Below are 16,792 nucleotides of genomic sequence, written 5' to 3'. Positions count from 1 at the left end.
GACGCTGCTAGTCGCAGCGGTCACTGCTCCCTTCTTCCGCAAGCTCTCCGCGCAGGATATGCTGAGGCCGATGCGGGAGAGGGAGGGGCGACGATGACTGCGGCTGTCAGCGTGAGACGGCTCGACGCGGGAAAGCTCACGATCGGAGGGCTCGACGAGCTCGAGAAGCTGACACCCTCGTCGTGCACATGGGTCGATGTCTTCGGTCCCGATGAGCATCTTCTGGCCAGCGTTGGCAAGGTCTTCGGGCTTCATCCGCTTTCCCTGGAGGATTGTCTCCACTTCCCGCAACGACCCAAGATCGAGCGGGACAACGGCTCTTTGTTTGTCGTGTGGGTGACGGCTACCGGCGGACCGGGCGCGCTCGAGATGCGTGAGGTCGACATCTTCCTCGGCGAAGGATGGCTCGTGACGGTTCACCGGGAGCCGCTCAAAGCGATTGACGAAGTGGCCGCAGAAGCCGGCGCACAACTGGCGCTGGGTGAAGAGTGGGTGTTCCATTCGATCGTCGACCGGCTCGTTGACGCGGTCTTCCCTGTGGTTGATGCACTCGGCGACCGTCTCGAAGACCTGCAGGACCGGATGATCGAGCGGGCCGAACGGCGGCACCTCCAGGAACTCTACGAAAGCCGTCGTGAGCTGCTGGCGCTTCACAAGATCATCGCGCCCGAGCGTGACGGACTGCGTTCGCTGACTCGTGAGACCGAGCTGGTCAGCCAGGAGGCATACCGCTACTTCCAGGACGTGGCCGACCATCTCACCCAGGTGGGAGATGCGGTGGACACATACCGAGAGGTCGCGGCATCTGCGATGGACGTCTACTTGTCGGCGGTTTCGAATCGCATGAACCAGATCATGAAGCAGCTCACGATCGTCGCTGCGATCATCCTGCCGCTGCAGCTGATAACGGGTATATATGGTATGAACTTCCAGCACATGCCTGAGCTGCGCATGACATACGCCTACCCGGCGGTCATTGCGGCTATGCTGGTCATAACGGTCGTGATGCTCGTGTTCTTCAAGAGGAGAGACTGGTGGTAGACGACGGCAGGGAGATCTCGCAACACGAGGACGCGGGAGAGCACGGACACGATATCTGGACCGTTGCCAATATCATCACGGTCCTGAGACTGGTTCTTATCCCCATCTTCTTCTCTACTCTCATCTCCGACCGTTCTGATGTTCTGGCGTTCGCGCTCTTCGCCACGGCGGCGTCGACCGACTGGCTCGACGGTCAGATCGCACGGCGCACCGGCACTGTGACCGCCATCGGGAAGGCGATCGATCCGCTTGTCGACAGGCTCCTCATCGCCTCCGGGGTGATCGGTCTATACATCGCGAAGCGGTTGCCGCTTTGGGTTCTGGTCCTGCTCGTGGCGCGCGATGTCTATCTTCTCTGGGGCGCCTGGCGTCTTGAGCACTACCGTCTGAGAATGCCCGTCACCTACATGGGCAAGATGACCACGGCGGTGCTTCTGTCGGGATTCTCGCTCATGATTTTGAACTGGCCGACGGTCGTGGTCGGTGGCCGGGGGGTTCTCGTCGGCCTGTTCTTCATGTACGCGGGCATTGTCCTATCGGTATCCACTGCAGTGCAGTACACATTCAAGGCCAGAGCCATGGTCGCCCGGGCTGGACGGTCGGATCGCGCCGGGTAGGACGGGCGCAACAGACACTGGGGGAGGTGCATCGCCATGCGAGCCGTCATCATGGCGGGCGGGGAAGGTACTCGCCTGCGACCGCTCACGAGCCTGAGGCCAAAGCCGATGGTTCCTATCGTGAACCAGCCGGTGATGGAGCACATCCTCGGTCTGGTGAAGCACCACGGCATAACCGAGGCCGTGGCTACTCTGGCGTTCATGCCGCAGGTCATCGAGGACTACTTCGGCGAAGGCGACGAATGGGACATGAGCATGGCCTACGCCCTCGAGGAGGTACCGCTTGGGACGGCCGGATCGGTGAAGAACGCCGAGCCACTCCTTGGCGACGACGGTCTACTGGTGATCTCCGGCGATGCGCTCACCGACATCGACCTCACGGCGGTCATCGATTTCCACAAGCGGCGCGGCGCGGCAGTGACGATTGCCTTGAAGAGCGTGCCTGACCCCCTTGAGTTCGGCGTCGTGATCACCGACGAGGACGGCAAGATCGAGCGGTTCTTGGAGAAGCCGACCTGGGGTCAGGTGTTCTCGGACACGATCAACACGGGCATCTACGTGATCGAACGAGAGGTACTCGACCATATCCCGGACAAGCAGCCATACGACTTCTCATCACAGCTCTTTCCCAAGCTTATGGAGATGGGCTACCCGCTGTACGGCTGCGTGGTCGACGGGTACTGGTGCGATGTCGGCAGCTTCGAGTCCTACATGCAGGTACACCGGGACATACTCGACGGCAAGGCGAGGATCTTCACACCGGGCGTGCAGGCTCGTGACAGTCTGTGGGTGGGTGAAGGTGCCAAGATTCATCAGGACGCGGTGCTGGGCAACAAGGTGGTCATCGGGAAGAACGTGACCATCCGGGCTGGAGTCAATGTTGGCGACTACTGCGTACTCGGTGACAACTGCGTCATCGGTGCCGACGCCCGGGTCAGCCACTCCGTTCTGTGGAACGACACTTTCGTTGGCAAGAACTCCTCGGTGCGAGGCGCCGTTCTGTGCAGAAAGGTGGACGTGCGTTCCCGTGCCCGCGTGGATGTCGGCGCTGTCGTCGGGGATGAGACGATGATCGGTCACGATGCCCAGGTGCGCGCTGACGTGCAGATCTACCCCTACAAGAGGGTAGAGCCGGCCGCTGTAGTAACGGACTCCCTGATCTGGGAGAGCACGGGATCGCGCTCGATCTTCGGGCAAGACGGCATCTCCGGGCTGATCGGTGTGGACATCACTCCGGAGCTTGCGCTGAAGGCGGCGCAGGCGTTCGGGTCGCTTCTTCCAAAGGGCACGCACGTTGTGGTGAGTCGCGACTCGAGTCGGGCCGCCCGGATGGTCAAGCGGGCGATGGTGGCAGGCCTCAACTCCGCCACATGTACGGTCAGGGACCTGCGCGTTGCATCCTCGGCCATCAACCGGTTCACGACCCGGGACACCCGTTGCGTGGGCGGCGTCCATGTCTGCCAGTCAGCACGTGATCCCCAGACACTCGAAATCCACTTCTACGAGAAGTCAGGGCTTGATATCGCGCCATGGGAAGAGAAGAAGATCGAGCGCCTGTACTTCAGGGGGGAGTTCCGTCGCGCGTTTCTCGATGAGGTGGGCGATATCATCTACCCGCCGCGGGCGATGGACTACTATGCTGCGGGTCTCACGTACGCGCTTGAGCGCCGTCGGGTGCCTGAGGGTCGCTGGCTGAAGGTGGTTGCTGACCTGAACCATGGTGTTGCCTCGGTCGTCCTACCGCAGGTCTCGTCATCGTGGCAGCTCAATCTCGTGTCACTGAACCCGTTCCTCGACGCTGAGCGGACGACGGTTCCCGGTGCGTTCGAGTCAGGGTCAAGCGGTGAATTGCAGAATGCCCTGGGCTTCTTCCAGGCGGACTTCGGGGTGCGTTTCGACTCTGCCGGCGAGCGGTTGACGCTCGTCACGCGCGCTGGGCGCGTGCTTAGCGGAGAGGAAGCGTTGCTCGCTGTCGTCGACCTGTGGTGCAGGACTGATGCGTCCAACATACCGATCGCGGTCCCGCTCGCCGCGACCAGTGCCGTCGAGCGGGTCGCGGGCCGCACCGGGCACAAGGTGCTGCGCCCCGGCCGCACCAGCCGTGCCCTCGCTGCTGTGGCGCTCGAGGGAGTGGTCGGTTTCGCAGGGAACACCACCGGGGGCTTCATCTTCTCCGAGTTCCTGGCCGGCTACGATGCTGTCATGAGTCTTGGGATGATAAGCAGAATGCTCTCGGAGACGGGGACGACGTTCGAGGAGATCGTCGATGCGATTCCGGAGTTCCACAAGCGTACTGTGAACGTCTTCTGTCCTATCCACCGCAAGGGAGCGGTGATGCGGGAGGTCACGCGGGCAACGGCCACCATGGAGACCGATCTTACCGAGGGGGTTCGTGCGTCATTCGATGATGGGTGGGTTCTCGTACTGCCGCACGCAAGTGACCCGAGCGTGATGCTCATTGCCGAGGGTTCGGATGGCGAGACTGCGGACGCACTCGTCTCGCGGTGGACTGAGATCATCCAGGTAGCGATGGACTTGGAAGCCGAGGACGTCGGGGCCGGGGAGTAGCGGTCTCCGCACGCCGGTCTCCGCTGCTGTCGAGACCGCCGTTCAGCTGCTATAATCCAGGCCTCAGTCCCCTCGTGGAGCGTGCCTCGATGAACAACGTCCAGTATCGTCCTGCTCTGATCGCCGTCATCGGCGTTCTTGGGTTTGTCGTTGCGATCGCCTTCAACAGCACCCATAGGTTCGCTGACGCGCAACCGAGTCGGGTGAGCGATCTGGTGGGCGTCGTCGAGGACATGGAGAATCAGCGCGATGAGTTGCAGGGTCGTCTGGCGGAACTCAGGACGCAGATGGACGGACTTGAACGAGAGGCCGCAGAGGACTCGGGAGTGCGTGAATCGTTCTCGCGGGAACTCGATGTTGCGCGTGAAGCCGCCGGATTGACAGGTGTCACCGGTCCCGGCGTACAGGTGGTTCTCGGTGATGGCAGCGAGGCGGCGCCCGTGGGCGACCCAAACGACTTCCTGATACACGACACGGATATTGCCGCGGTCGTCAACGCTTTGTTTGCCGGCGGAGCCGAGGCGGTCGACGTGAATGGCGAGCGGGTTGTTGCGACCACTCCGATCCGGTGTGCGGGCACGACCATTCTGGTGAACTCCAGCCGGCTGGGCAGCCCGTACACCGTGCGTGCGATAGGAGAGCCGCTCGCCCTTGAGGGTGCGGTGATGCAGGACGACATGGCTTCGCTGCTGTTCACGACGTACAAAACCCAGTATGGGCTTCAGGTTTCTATCACACGTATGAGCGAGACGAACGTGGCTGCATTCAAGGGCTCGCTCAGGCCGAAGTACGCCGAGCTTGCCTCGGGAGGTGCGCCCTGATGCTGGTCTTGCTTCTCGCGCTCGCGCTCGGTGTCACTTTGGGGCTCCTCACAAACTTCGGCGTTCCCGCGGGCCTGCTGACGTACCTCGGCGTAGCGGTGCTGGCCGCGATCGACTCGTGTCTCGGTGGTGTGAGGGCCGCGCTAGAGCAGACATTCGACGACAAGGCCTTCGTGTTCGGCTTTCTGACGAATACTCTGATGGCAGCGTTCATCGTCTTCATTGGAGACCGGATCGGTGTTCGGGAGCTCTATCTTGCCGCCGTGGTCGCCTTCGGGATGCGCGTCTTTGAGAATCTTGCCACCGTGCGGCGACTGGTATTCCAGCGCCGGGGGTGGGAGTGATGCCGTCTCAACGCAAGCCGAAGGAGACCCTGATCCACCTTCGGAACGAGTCGATTCGTCGCATCGTCCAGTCCGAGAAGGCGGTCGAGCGCAGATTCCACGAAGCCCGGCTGATGATGAGCCTGGCCGTGGGTGTGCTCTTGGTCGGGTTCTTGCTCGTTGCACAGTGGAAGGGCAACGCGACGGTGTCTACCCAGCTCGATCGGCAGAGCGATCAGAGCCTTGCCATAATCGTTCAACAGCTCACAACAGAGAATGTCGCACTCAGAGGCGAGGTCATGCGTTTGCAGCTGCGAATCCTTGAGGCCGAGAGGCAGACCAAGGACAGGGGCGAAGTCCTCAACGAGGCCGCCAAGGAGCTCAACGCAATCCGCGTCATGAGCGGGCTCGAACCTGCGTCCGGTCCGGGCGTGACCATCCGGATCGAGGATCCCGATAGCGTCTTGCTCCCGCAAGACTTCGTTGCGTTGATCCATGAGTTGCGGGCGGGAGGAGCCGAGGCGATCGCGGTCAACGGCAGGCGTGTCTCTGCCACGACGGGGTTTTCCGCGACCGATGGCCACTTGACGCTGGGCACCACCGCGCTGAAACGCGGGTACGTGATCCAGGCGATAGGCGAGCCGACGGCGCTCCAGCAATCGCTTACACTACCCGGAGGTCTGAAATCGACGCTGTCCGCCTTCCCAGGGGTGACCGTGGAGATCGATCTTGCGGATGAGCTGGAACTCGCTGCTGCACAAGACCCGGGTCTGACCCTCGGGCGACCCGTTGAAGGAGACTGATTCAGAGAGTGGACGACGCATTCGAGACCCGCACGCCACGCCGTACGCGCCGGCCGGAGACCCGCCCTCGTCTCGGCGGAGCGCTGGTGCAATGGTTCCTCCTCCGTCCCGTCTGGCAGCGCGTTGTGATCGGGATCCCGGCGGCCTTGATCGCGATCGTAGTTGCGGCTGGAGCTATCGAAGCAGCCGCCAGCGTCGGGAGGATACATCCCGGCGTTCATGTGGCCGGCGTCCCTGTGGGCGGGAAGGGTTCGAAGTCAGCGGTACGAGCGATCGCCGAGGGCATCGAACAGCGCATGCAGACCCCGGTGTCCGTCGTGTTCGAGAATCACACTTGGCCGGTGGAGGCCGCGAGCGTCTCTGCACGGCTCGATACCGAGACCGTGGTCGCACAGGCGATGGCCGTCGGCAGGACCGGTAGCTTCACCGAGAGGGCCAAGGAACGTTTCCTGGCGTGGTTCCGCCCGATCGAGATAAGACCTGCCGTCATCGGGGAGGCCGAGGCGCTGGCCGAGGTAGTGCTGACGATCGAGGACGCGGTCGGGCGCAAACCCAAGGATGCCCGGGTAGTCATCGATGGTACGGACGCCCGGATCGAGCCGGCTGTCGTGGGTCTCGCCGTGCGTGCCTCCCAATTCGAGCAGGACCTCCTGACTGCATTTGCCGAGGAATCGCGTGAGGTTCCGGTTCCGGTGGACTTCGTACCGGTAAGCGTCAGCGATTCCGACGCGGATGCCGCCCTGGCCGCTGCCGGGAAGATGATGTCTGCGCCCGCTACGGTGACGTACGAGTCCAAGAGCTGGGAGTTCAAGCCGAGCGACATCTCTGGGTGGATAGACTTCAGGAAAGTGCCGGCCGAGGAGAACACCGGCACCCCCTCGGAGTCGAGCGACGGTTCCAGCGCGGTAGCGGCGGAAGCAAGCGCCACCCCCGGCCCCAAGCGGATGAGCCTCGAAGCATTCATCGATGCCGACAAGACGTCGGAGACCGTGGGTCCCAAGGTGGGGGAGACCGGTCGTCCTGCGCAAGACGCAACCTTCAGGGTATCGGGCGGCACAGTCACGATCGTCCCCTCCAAGGTGGGCATCGGGCCGGACATCGAGGCACTTGCGCAACAGCTCACGCGCGTTCTTGTCTCGGAAGAGCGCCGGGTTGTCGAGCTTCGGACGATGAAGGTCGAACCCGAGGTCACGACCGAAGATGCCGAGAAGATGGGGATCGAGGAGAGGATCTCCACGTATACGACCACATTCGACGCTTCGAACACGCCCCGCGTGAACAACATCCATACTCTGGCTGATGCACTTGATGGCACGCTCATTCCCCCGGGCGGCACGTTCTCGTTCAACGAGGCAGTGGGGCCCCGAACAGCCGCGAAGGGCTATCAAGAGGCTCCAGCCATCGTGAACGGCAAACTCGTTCCCCAGCTCGGTGGAGGTATCTGCCAGGTAGGGACGACGATATTCAACACTGTGTTCGAGTCCGGCCTGCCGGTCGTTGAACGCCGGAACCACTCCTTCTACATCTCTCACTATCCTCGCGGACGGGATGCGACTGTGTCTTGGGGCGGACCTGACTTCAAGTTCAAGAACGACACCGAGGACTGGGTGCTCGTGGCCACCGGTTTCTCGAGTTCCTCTCTGACCGTCAGTTTGTACGGCACCGATCCCGGCTACGATGTGACCGCCGAGATAGGCGCATGGACCAGCATCAAGCCGCATGGTGTCGAGGAGGTAAAGGACCCGACGATGCCAAAGGGCGCCCGTGTTGTGGAAGACACAGGTATCGACGGGCGCAGCATCGTCGTCAAGCGCATCGTTGAGAAGGATGGCGAACTCGTTCGCACGGACTCATTCACTTCGGTGTACAAACCGAAGGTGGAGGTCGTCAGGTTGGGCACGAAGAAGACGACGTCCAAGGAGGCGACGGCTAGCGCCGACTGAGGGCGGACGGAGAGGGAGGGGTGGGGGGATGTTCCAGCCGGAGTACGAGGCTCTGACGAGGGATTCTCTCGAAGGTCTTCAGATTGAGCGACTCAACACCGTGCTGAGACGCGTCTACGACAACGTTGACTTGTACAGGCGCAAGTTCGATGAGGCGGGTCTCGCACCCGAGGTTTCCTCGTTCGGGGAGTTCGCAAAGTTCCCGTTCACCGTCAAAGACGACATGCGCTCCGTATTCCCATACGGCATGTTCGCGGTTCCGCTGCGCGATATCGTGCGCGTGCATTCGTCTTCGGGTACGACCGGCCAGATCACCGTCGTCGGCTACACCGCCAACGACATCAGCAACTGGGCAGATCTCATGGCGCGCACGATCGCTGCGGCCGGCGGCGGACCCGACGATGTCGTTCAGGTCACCTACGGATACGGGCTGTTCACAGGCGGGCTCGGCGTCCACTACGGATCTGAGCGTCTCGGCGCGATCACGATTCCCATCTCCGGCGGCAACACCAAGCGCCAGGTGCAGGTGCTCCAGGACTTTGGCACGACCATCCTTGCGTGCACGCCCTCGTATGCCATTCTCATCGCCGAGACCGCCGCGGACATGGGTATCGACATCCGCAGTCTGTCTCTCAAGGCAGGCATCTTCGGGGCCGAGCCGTGGAGCGACAACATGCGCAAGCAGATCGAGGAGATGATGGGCATCACCGCCCTCGACATCTACGGTCTATCGGAGGTCCTCGGCCCGGGCGTCGCATCCGAGTGCAGCGCTCAGCACGGACTCCATGTGAACGAGGACCACTTCCTCATCGAGATAGTCGATCCCGAAACTCTGCGCCCGGTGCCGGACGGTGAGATCGGCGAGGTCGTGTTCACAACGCTGACCAAGGAAGGCATCCCTGTCATCCGCTACCGAACCCGCGACATCTCCCGGATCATCCCCGGCGAGTGCTCCTGCGGGCGGACCTTCCGCCGGATGGAGCGCATCACGGGCCGTTCCGACGACATGATCATCGTGCGAGGGGTGAATGTCTTCCCGAGCCAGATCGAACAGGTCCTCGCGGGGATAGCAGGAGTGGCGCCGCACTACCAGGTCATCCTTGGCAAGCGGGGTGCGATGGACACCGTGGACGTCAACGTCGAGGTTGCTGCAGACACGAACTTCGACGAGATCCGGGAACTCGAGGCGCTTCAGCGTCGCGTGAAGGGTGAGATCGAATCTGCATTGGCCGTGTCGATCGGGGTGAAGCTCGTTGAGCCCAAGTCGATCGCGCGGAGCGAAGGCAAGGCGAAGCGAGTCGTGGATCTTCGCGCCGAGCAAGGGGGAGTGTGAACATCGTGATAGAACAAGTGTCGGTGTTTCTCGAGAACAGCCCCGGCCATCTGGCCCGTCTCACGCGCACGCTCGCCAACGCGAGCATCAACATGCGCGCACTCATGGTGGCCGACACCGAGAACTTTGGCGTCGTGCGCATTATCTGCGACACCCCCAACGTGGCCAAGGAGGTACTCGAAGGCGAGGGTTTCGGAGTCTCGATCACGCGGGTCATCGCCGTGGAGATTCCCGACAGGCCCGGTGGTCTGGCCGACGTCCTCGACGTACTTGGCGATGCGGGAGTCAACGTCGAGTACGCCTACGCATTCGTTGAGCCCGGAGCCGAGGCTGCGGTGGACATCTTCAAAGTCGACGACGAGCGCGCCGTTCGCGTTCTAGCGAGCGCGGGGATCACGGTCATCGAGCCCGAACGGCTCTACGAGAAGGATGCGCTCGCCTGAGACGGTTCACCGGAGCCGAGGCTCTCTCTGAGCACGTCGAGCTCCTGCGAGTCCTCGGGTGCGCCCAGAAGGGTTGCGGTAACGGATTCCTCGCGGGCGCCCAGGACGCGCATCACTCCGGCCCGGAGCCTCTCGGCAACTACAGCCCCTCCCGCCTTGGGAGTGTGAGGCAACACCGCGATGAACGTACCATCCTCAAGCCTGCCAGCCTCGTCCACAAGGCGTATGTCTCCACGGATGTGGGAGGCGATACCGCGGACGAGCGAGCGCTGTTTCGAGACGCGGAGGCCGTCCATGATCGCTGGCGCGACTTTGATGAGTACCACCGTATACGGCGTGTCATAGCGTGCATACTGTCCGCCTGCTGCAGTCAGTGTGCGAAGGATGAAGCGCTGGTTGTAGACCTGACTCCAGTCATCGATACTGCTGGATCTCTCCAACCGGGCAAAGATGTACTTGATGCGGGTGCACAGTTCGCCGCCGACGATGCCGATGAGTCCATAGGTCAGAATCCGTACGATGACGAGTGTTGCGATATCGAGGGACAGGCCTTGAGCACTCAAGACCAGCGGTAGGCGCATCACGATGTAGAGCGCGGCAGCGGCAAGTGCCGCGAGCGAGCCGCCGCTCCGGCCCCAGTGCACGGCTCCGAGCAGTACGCCAAGGAGCAGGACCTGGGCGAAGACTTCCTCGGCGACGGGTACACCATCGAACGAGAACAAGATGCTTCCCGCGACGGCCCCGACACCGACCACCAGGACGAGCGCCTCGAAGCGCGAGTACTTCATCAAGCCTCCATTCCGATCGTGCTCACGACAGCATCATGGATGATTGGGACATGTCACGCGATTCCCCACAGGGTCGTACACGAGTAGCGTGCCGTCGCCGTTGGGGCACTTGGACGCGCTGGCGTAGTTCGTGACGTACGGGGTCAGGTCGACAAGGACGGCCGGTCTGGCACCGTCATGATCTTGTTCGTAGAGTGAGACGGACGTCGTCAGGTTGCGCTGGTTCTCCTTGCAGGTGACCCGGCGCGCCGTGCTGGTCGACATGCGGTATGAAGCAACTGCGATCATCACGAGTATGCCGAGGATGGCGACAACGACCATCAACTCGAGCATCGAGAACCCCTCGTCACGCCTGATCCGCCGCCGCATCTTCAGCTCCTGGCGTCTCGCCTCACCCTATGGTTCACTGAACCACACCTCATTATTCCATAGTATCGGGACGGATTAGGCAGACTTGAGAGACCGCAGCATACGTGCGATCGTCGTGCTGTGCTTCGCGCTGTCCGTTCTTGGCGTTCCGGGGGTCGTCGTCGCTTCTCGGCCGGGCTCGGACTTCGTGGGAGGAACGCGCGTATCGAATGCGCCGTCGCGCGTCAAGGACGCGGCTCCCGATGTCGAGATGGCTGCGGGCGTTCTCGTTGCTCCGGACGGACGGGAGCTGTGGTCGCGCAAGGCCGATGAGTCCCGCGCGATGGCGAGCACCACCAAGATCATGACCGCCCTGCTCGTTCTCGAGCGCGCGGATCTCGACAGCACGGTCAAGGTCTCGGGGTACGCCGCGCACATCGGTGAGTCAGGCGTGGACCTGAAGGAGGGCGACCGTTACGCGGTCGGTGAGCTTCTCGAGGCCATGCTGGTGAAATCCGGAAACGACGCAGCCATCGCCCTGGCAGAGCATGTCGCGGGTACCGAGCCCGGGTTCGTCGAGCTGATGAACAGGCGGGCGGAGGAGCTCGGTCTGACAGCAACGCGCTTCGCGAACCCGCACGGACTGGACGCCCCGGGGCATCGCACATCAGCCGCTGATCTCGCAACTGTCACGCGCGTGGCGATGGAGAATCCCGAGTTCAGAAGAATCGTCGGGCTTGACGATGTCACGATCACGGGGTCGCAGGGCCGCGACAAGCTCGAGAATTCCAACCTGCTCATCGGCGACTATCCCGATGCGACCGGCGTCAAGACCGGCTGGACCAATGACGCGGGATACTGTCTCGTTGCCAGTGCGAAGCGCGATGGCGTCGAGCTCATCGCGGTCGTTCTTGGGATCGAAGCGGAGTCCGCGCGCTTTCGCCATGCTAGGCGGCTGCTCGATTGGGGGTTCGATCACTACGGGATGAAGCGGCTCGCATCTGCCGAGGAAAGCATCGGCACCGTGCCGGTCGCCGACTACCTCGACCGCTCGATAGCCGCAGTGGTCGCCTCCGATGCGGTGGTTCCGGTCTTTGACCTGGACGGGGAGGTGGGGCGAACCGTCGCTCTGCCCGAGTCGGTCGATGCTCCAGTAGCAGTTGGCCAGCGGATCGGCACCCTTAGTGTCACGCAGGGGGAGCGGCTTCTCGTGCAGGTGCCGATCATCTCGACGTCCGACGTCCCGGCTCCGGGGTTCTTCGAGAGAATCTGGATCGGGCTCGTCAGGGCGTGGCGCTCCATTGCGGGCGAGCCTGCAGTATCGTGAAGGAACCGCCAGGTTGGCATCTGGCCGCGTTTGGGAGGAGCATCATGGCCGAAGATCTGCGACGCACGCCGCTGTACGAGGAGCATATCGCCCTCGGGGCGCGGATGGCGCCCTTTGCCGGATGGGAGATGCCGGTCCAATACGCAGGAATCATCGAGGAGCATCGGGCGGTTCGCTCCTCGGCGGGTGTGTTCGATGTCTGCCACATGGCGCAGTTCAGGGTGTTCGGCTTCGGAGCCAAGGCCTTTCTGCAGGGTGTGCTGACCAACGACCTGGAGCGCGCCAGCGAGATCGGTACCGCCCAGTACACGCTCATGTGCGACGAAGACGGCGGCATAATCGACGACCTGATCGTGTATCACACCGGGGACATCGAGTACCTGATCATCGCGAACGCTGCCAACCGGATCACGGACTTCGACTGGCTGCGCGGTCATGCTCCGCGGGGTACGACGGTTGCCTGCGAGACGGTTGCGGAGCACTCGCCGGAAGACGGCATCGTCGAACTCGTCGACGAGTCCGATCGCACGGCGCTGATAGCGCTTCAGGGCCCCCGTGCGCTGGAGGTGCTTTCGGAACTCGCGGGCGAGGGATTCTCGCCGCCGGCGCGGTTCGCGATCCGCGAAGCCGTGCTGGACACCGTGCCGGCGCTGGTCGCGCGCACGGGCTACACGGGCGAGGATGGCGTAGAGGTGCTGTGCCATGTCTCGCAGGCGGCCGCTCTGTGGCGTGCGCTGCTGAGCTTTCCCGAGGTCACGCCGTGTGGCCTTGGTGCACGCGACACTCTGAGATTGGAGATGGGATACGCCCTGTACGGGAGCGACATGGACAGGGGAGTGGATCCGATCTCCGCAGGTTTGGGTTGGGTTGTGGCGCGCGACAAGGGCGAGTACGTTGGCCGCGAGGCGATTGAGCGCGTGCGCGAGGCGGGACCGGTGCGAAAGCTCGTCGGCCTGCTTGTCGAGGATGGTATTCCTCGGCCAGGTTTCGCCGTGTTGCGTGAAGGGGAAGAGGTCGGTAAGGTGGCAAGCGGTACGTTCTCGCCGACGCTGGAGAAGGGCATCGCGACGGCATACGTCCCCGCGGAGCTTTCGACTCCCGGGACCCGCCTTGAGGTTGCGATTCGCAAGAAGACCGCTCCTGCGACGGTCAAGAGGCCGCCGTTCGTAACAACGTCGTTGTCCGCGTGAGCACGACCCCGAAAGGAGCGTCAGTACCTATGTATCCGAGCGAGCTGAAGTACGACAAAGAGCATGAATGGGTGCGGGTGGACGGCGACGTAGCCACTCTTGGCATCTCTCACTTTGCGCAGGACCAGCTCGGCGAGGTCGTGTACGTGGATCTGCCCTCCGAGGGCGACGCTGCGATCGCCGGCGAGACATTCGGCGAGATCGAGTCGGTCAAGTCGGTATCCGAGCTGTACTCTCCTCTTTCCGGCGAGATCGTCGAAGTGAACGTGGCGCTCGACGACGCGCCCGAGATCGTGAACGAAGATCCCTACGGCGAGGGCTGGATGATCAAGGTCAAGATGGCCGACCCAAGCCAGGTCGACGACATGCTGTCCGCCGAGGAATACGAGGCCTTCGTCTCCGAGGAAGCGTAAGGGCTCGATGCGATTCGTACCTGTTACGGACGCTCAACGGGAGACCATGCTTCGCGCTGTCGGCGTGTCGAGCGTCGACGAGCTGTTCTCGGACATCCCCGAATGCGTCAGGCTCGGTCGCGAGCTTGATATTCCGGGTGGGCTGTCCGAGATGGATCTCGCAGGACACCTCGATGGACTCGCCCGTGCCAACGCGCATACGGGTGAGCTGGTGTCGTTTCTGGGTGCGGGTTGCTACGACCACTACATCCCGTCAATCGTCGATCATGTGTTGCGAAAGCCCGAGTTCTTTACGGCGTACACGCCCTACCAGCCCGAAGTCAGCCAGGGTACCCTGCAGGCGATCTACGAGTTCCAGTCGATGGTGTGTTCGCTTACGGGCATGGACGTGGCCAACGCCTCCATGTACGACGGGGCCACCGCTTTCGTCGAGGCTGCCTACCTGGCCGTCCATCAGACGAAGCGAAGCCGGGTTGTCGTCTCGGCATCGGTCCACCCGGAGTGGCGCGAGACACTGCGCACGTATGCGCGCGCCGGGCTCCTTGAGGTTGTCGAGGCGCCGACACTGGATGGCGTGACGGACGTCGCTGCACTGCGCGGGCTTGCGGCCGATGCCGCTGCCGTGATGATTGCAGATCCCAACTTCTACGGATGTCTTGAAGACGTCCGGGCGATTCGGGAGGTGGCTGCTGAGGTCGGAGCTCTTCTCGTCGTGGCGGTGAGCCCGATTCTCCTTGGCGTGCTAGAACCACCTTCCGCATACGGCGCGGACGTCGTTGTCGCGGAGGGCCAGCCCCTGGGGAATGCCATGTCGTACGGCGGTCCCGGGCTGGGGATGTTCTCCTGCCGCGACGAGTACCTTCGCCGGATGCCGGGCCGCATCGTCGGGCGCACTGTGGATGCGGACGGTGCGACTGCGTTCGTGCTCACGATGCAGACCCGTGAGCAGCACATTCGCCGGGAGAAGGCCACCAGCAACATCTGTTCGAACCACGCTCTCAACGCCCTTGCAGCAAGCGTGTACCTGTCGTGTATGGGCGCCGGCGGCCTGCGCGACGTGGGCGAAGCGTGCATTGCCAAGGCACATCGGCTGCACGACGCCCTTATCGCCACAGGGCGGTTCGAGGACGTGTTCGCGGCTCCCTTTGCGCACGAGTTCGCTCTCAGGTACTTTGGGGATGTCGTGTCGATGCGATCGGCGATGTTTGAGAGGGGATTCGTCGCGGGTCTGGACCTCGGGCGTTTCGAGGACGTAGTGAGCGACTGCGTTCTGTTCGCGGTCACCGAACGCCGGACGGAGTCGGAGATCGACGCGTTCACTCAGGCGGTGAGCAGCCTGTGAGCGATCACGCGACCAGGCGACCCGCCGGTGCTCCGGCCAGGGGCCCGCGCTCTCTGATCCTCGAGACGGGCGGGGCTGGCGCAGGCGGAGGTGTCGTGTCCGGCGTTGACGGTGCGGGTGCGACGGTGTCAAGCGCACTCGGGCACCGTGTGCGCCTCGATCCGCCCGCCCTGCCGCATGTGACCGAGGTGGAGATTGCGCGCCATTACACCCACCTGGCCTCGATGAACTTCGGCGTGGACAGTGGCCCGTACCCGCTCGGCTCATGCACCATGAAGTACAACCCGCGCGTCAACGAAGACACATGTCGTTTGCCGGGCTTCGCCGGGCTTCACCCGTACCAGCCGGTCGAGAGCGTCCAGGGCGTTCTAGAGCTCATGTACGGCCTCCAGGAGGCGCTGGCCGAGGTATCGGGGCTTGCAGGCGTCACCCTGCAACCCGCAGCGGGCGCACACGGCGAACTCGCTGCACTGATGTGCTTCCGCGCCTATCACGCCTCATCGGGGAATCCAAGGGCGAAGGTCATCATTCCCGACACGGCCCACGGAACGAACCCGGCCACCGTGACGATGTGCGGCTATCAGACGGTCACGATCCCCAGCAATGAACAGGGTCTGGTGGACCTCGACGCGCTGAAGGGCGTGCTCGACACCGATGTCGCTGCCCTGATGCTCACCAACCCCAACACGGTGGGCCTGTTCGATCCCCAGATCTGCGAGATCACCGATGCCGTGCACGCTGTCGGGGCGCTCGCCTACTGCGATGGAGCGAATCTCAACGCCATCATGGGCAAGGTGCGCCCGGGGGACATGGGTTTTGACGGACTGCACATCAACCTGCACAAGACATTCTCGACCCCGCATGGCGGAGGCGGCCCCGGTGCCGGACCCGTATGTGTCACGGAGGAACTCGCGCAGTATCTGCCCGGACCGTTGGTCGCGCTCGAAGACGGACAGTACGTGCTTGTACACCCGGAGCACTCGATAGGGCGGGTCCGGTCGTTCCTTGGCAATGTCGGCGTTCTCGTCAGGGCGTACACGTACATCCGCGCCCTCGGAGGCGTGGGCCTTCGCGAGGCGAGCGAGCAGGCGGTCTTGTCGGCGAACTACCTCAAGGAGCGACTCAAGAACGTGTTCGAGCTGCCCTACGACCGTACCTGCATGCACGAGTTCGTGCTCTCGGGTGCGCGGCAGAAGCGCGAGCACGGGGTGCGCACGCTCGACATCGCGAAACGCCTTCTGGACTATGGCTTCCACCCGCCGACCGTCTACTTCCCGCTGCTGGTCGAAGAGGCACTGATGATCGAACCGACCGAGACCGAGTCACTCGAGTCCCTCGACGCCTTCGTCGACGCGATGCGTGCAATAGCCAAGGAAGCGGCGTCCGATCCGGAGATCGTCAAGAACGCTCCCTATACCGCCCCCGTAAGACGCCTCGATGAAGCCCGTGCGGTTCGCCAGCCCGACCTGCGCTGGAATCCGGAGTAGGCGGT

The 16,792-nt window shown here is 63.1% G+C and carries 16 protein-coding genes; 14 read left to right on the top strand and 2 right to left on the bottom strand.

Features of this window, described 5'->3' with window-relative positions; translation table 11 throughout:
- Positions 1-93 precede the first annotated feature (93 nt).
- From corA to Q8K99_10330, 9 genes are all read left to right on the top strand, one after another.
- The gene (gene corA / locus Q8K99_10370; GenBank protein ID MDP2182956.1) at positions 94-1,041 is read left to right on the top strand and encodes a magnesium/cobalt transporter CorA; all 948 of its coding nucleotides are present in this window, start codon (positions 94-96) and stop codon (positions 1,039-1,041) included.
- Complete coding sequence (locus Q8K99_10365; protein MDP2182955.1) at positions 1,035-1,658, top strand: CDP-alcohol phosphatidyltransferase family protein; 624 nt, start codon at positions 1,035-1,037, stop codon at positions 1,656-1,658. The genes corA and Q8K99_10365 overlap by 7 nt, the downstream gene beginning before the upstream one ends.
- 36 nt (positions 1,659-1,694) lie before the next feature.
- Positions 1,695-4,226 carry a sugar phosphate nucleotidyltransferase gene (locus Q8K99_10360; protein ID MDP2182954.1) on the top strand — a complete coding sequence of 844 codons (2,532 nt, stop codon included), beginning with the start codon at positions 1,695-1,697 and terminating at the stop codon, positions 4,224-4,226.
- Between the two features lie 89 nt (positions 4,227-4,315).
- A complete protein-coding gene (locus Q8K99_10355) occupies positions 4,316-5,047 on the top strand; it encodes a DUF881 domain-containing protein (GenBank protein ID MDP2182953.1) in 732 nt (243 codons plus the stop codon).
- Positions 5,047-5,391 (top strand): small basic family protein, encoded by a 345-nt coding sequence (locus Q8K99_10350; GenBank protein ID MDP2182952.1) that lies wholly within the window; start codon positions 5,047-5,049, stop codon positions 5,389-5,391. The genes Q8K99_10355 and Q8K99_10350 overlap by 1 nt, the downstream gene beginning before the upstream one ends.
- A complete protein-coding gene (locus Q8K99_10345; GenBank protein ID MDP2182951.1) occupies positions 5,391-6,173 on the top strand; it encodes a DUF881 domain-containing protein in 783 nt (260 codons plus the stop codon). The genes Q8K99_10350 and Q8K99_10345 overlap by 1 nt, the downstream gene beginning before the upstream one ends.
- Positions 6,174-6,181: 8 nt before the next feature.
- Positions 6,182-8,116 (top strand): VanW family protein, encoded by a 1,935-nt coding sequence (locus Q8K99_10340; GenBank protein MDP2182950.1) that lies wholly within the window; start codon positions 6,182-6,184, stop codon positions 8,114-8,116.
- Between the two features lie 28 nt (positions 8,117-8,144).
- Complete coding sequence (locus tag Q8K99_10335; protein ID MDP2182949.1) at positions 8,145-9,449, top strand: phenylacetate--CoA ligase; 1,305 nt, start codon at positions 8,145-8,147, stop codon at positions 9,447-9,449.
- A 2-nt stretch (positions 9,450-9,451) separates the two neighbouring features.
- Complete coding sequence (locus Q8K99_10330; GenBank protein ID MDP2182948.1) at positions 9,452-9,892, top strand: ACT domain-containing protein; 441 nt, start codon at positions 9,452-9,454, stop codon at positions 9,890-9,892.
- Here the strand turns inward: Q8K99_10330 and Q8K99_10325 are convergent.
- Positions 9,868-10,680: a hypothetical protein gene (locus Q8K99_10325; GenBank protein ID MDP2182947.1), complete on the bottom strand. Its 813-nt coding sequence runs from the start codon at positions 10,678-10,680 to the stop codon at positions 9,868-9,870. The two genes, Q8K99_10330 and Q8K99_10325, sit on opposite strands and share 25 nt — an antisense overlap.
- A 33-nt stretch (positions 10,681-10,713) precedes the next feature.
- Complete coding sequence (locus Q8K99_10320) at positions 10,714-11,049, bottom strand: prepilin-type N-terminal cleavage/methylation domain-containing protein (protein ID MDP2182946.1); 336 nt, start codon at positions 11,047-11,049, stop codon at positions 10,714-10,716.
- 85 nt (positions 11,050-11,134) lie between these two features.
- Between Q8K99_10320 and Q8K99_10315 the strand changes: the two genes are divergently transcribed.
- The 5 genes from Q8K99_10315 (at position 11,135) to gcvPB (ending at position 16,787) form a co-directional block, all read left to right on the top strand.
- The gene (locus tag Q8K99_10315) at positions 11,135-12,355 is read left to right on the top strand and encodes a D-alanyl-D-alanine carboxypeptidase family protein (protein MDP2182945.1); all 1,221 of its coding nucleotides are present in this window, start codon (positions 11,135-11,137) and stop codon (positions 12,353-12,355) included.
- Positions 12,356-12,399: 44 nt separating this feature from the next.
- Positions 12,400-13,545 carry a glycine cleavage system aminomethyltransferase GcvT gene (gcvT, locus tag Q8K99_10310; protein ID MDP2182944.1) on the top strand — a complete coding sequence of 382 codons (1,146 nt, stop codon included), beginning with the start codon at positions 12,400-12,402 and terminating at the stop codon, positions 13,543-13,545.
- A 29-nt stretch (positions 13,546-13,574) separates the two neighbouring features.
- Complete coding sequence (gcvH, locus tag Q8K99_10305) at positions 13,575-13,958, top strand: glycine cleavage system protein GcvH (GenBank protein MDP2182943.1); 384 nt, start codon at positions 13,575-13,577, stop codon at positions 13,956-13,958.
- Positions 13,959-13,965: 7 nt separating this feature from the next.
- Positions 13,966-15,300: an aminomethyl-transferring glycine dehydrogenase subunit GcvPA gene (gene gcvPA, locus Q8K99_10300; GenBank protein MDP2182942.1), complete on the top strand. Its 1,335-nt coding sequence runs from the start codon at positions 13,966-13,968 to the stop codon at positions 15,298-15,300.
- A gap of 95 nt (positions 15,301-15,395) precedes the next feature.
- Positions 15,396-16,787: an aminomethyl-transferring glycine dehydrogenase subunit GcvPB gene (gene gcvPB / locus Q8K99_10295; protein MDP2182941.1), complete on the top strand. Its 1,392-nt coding sequence runs from the start codon at positions 15,396-15,398 to the stop codon at positions 16,785-16,787.
- Positions 16,788-16,792: the final 5 nt, after the last annotated feature.

This window comes from Actinomycetota bacterium (assembly GCA_030682655.1).
In the GTDB taxonomy this organism is placed as follows: Bacteria; Actinomycetota; Coriobacteriia; order Anaerosomatales; family JAUXNU01; genus JAUXNU01.
The sequence above is the reverse complement of the archived record's forward strand: the minus strand, read 5'-3'. Positions and strand labels throughout refer to the sequence as shown.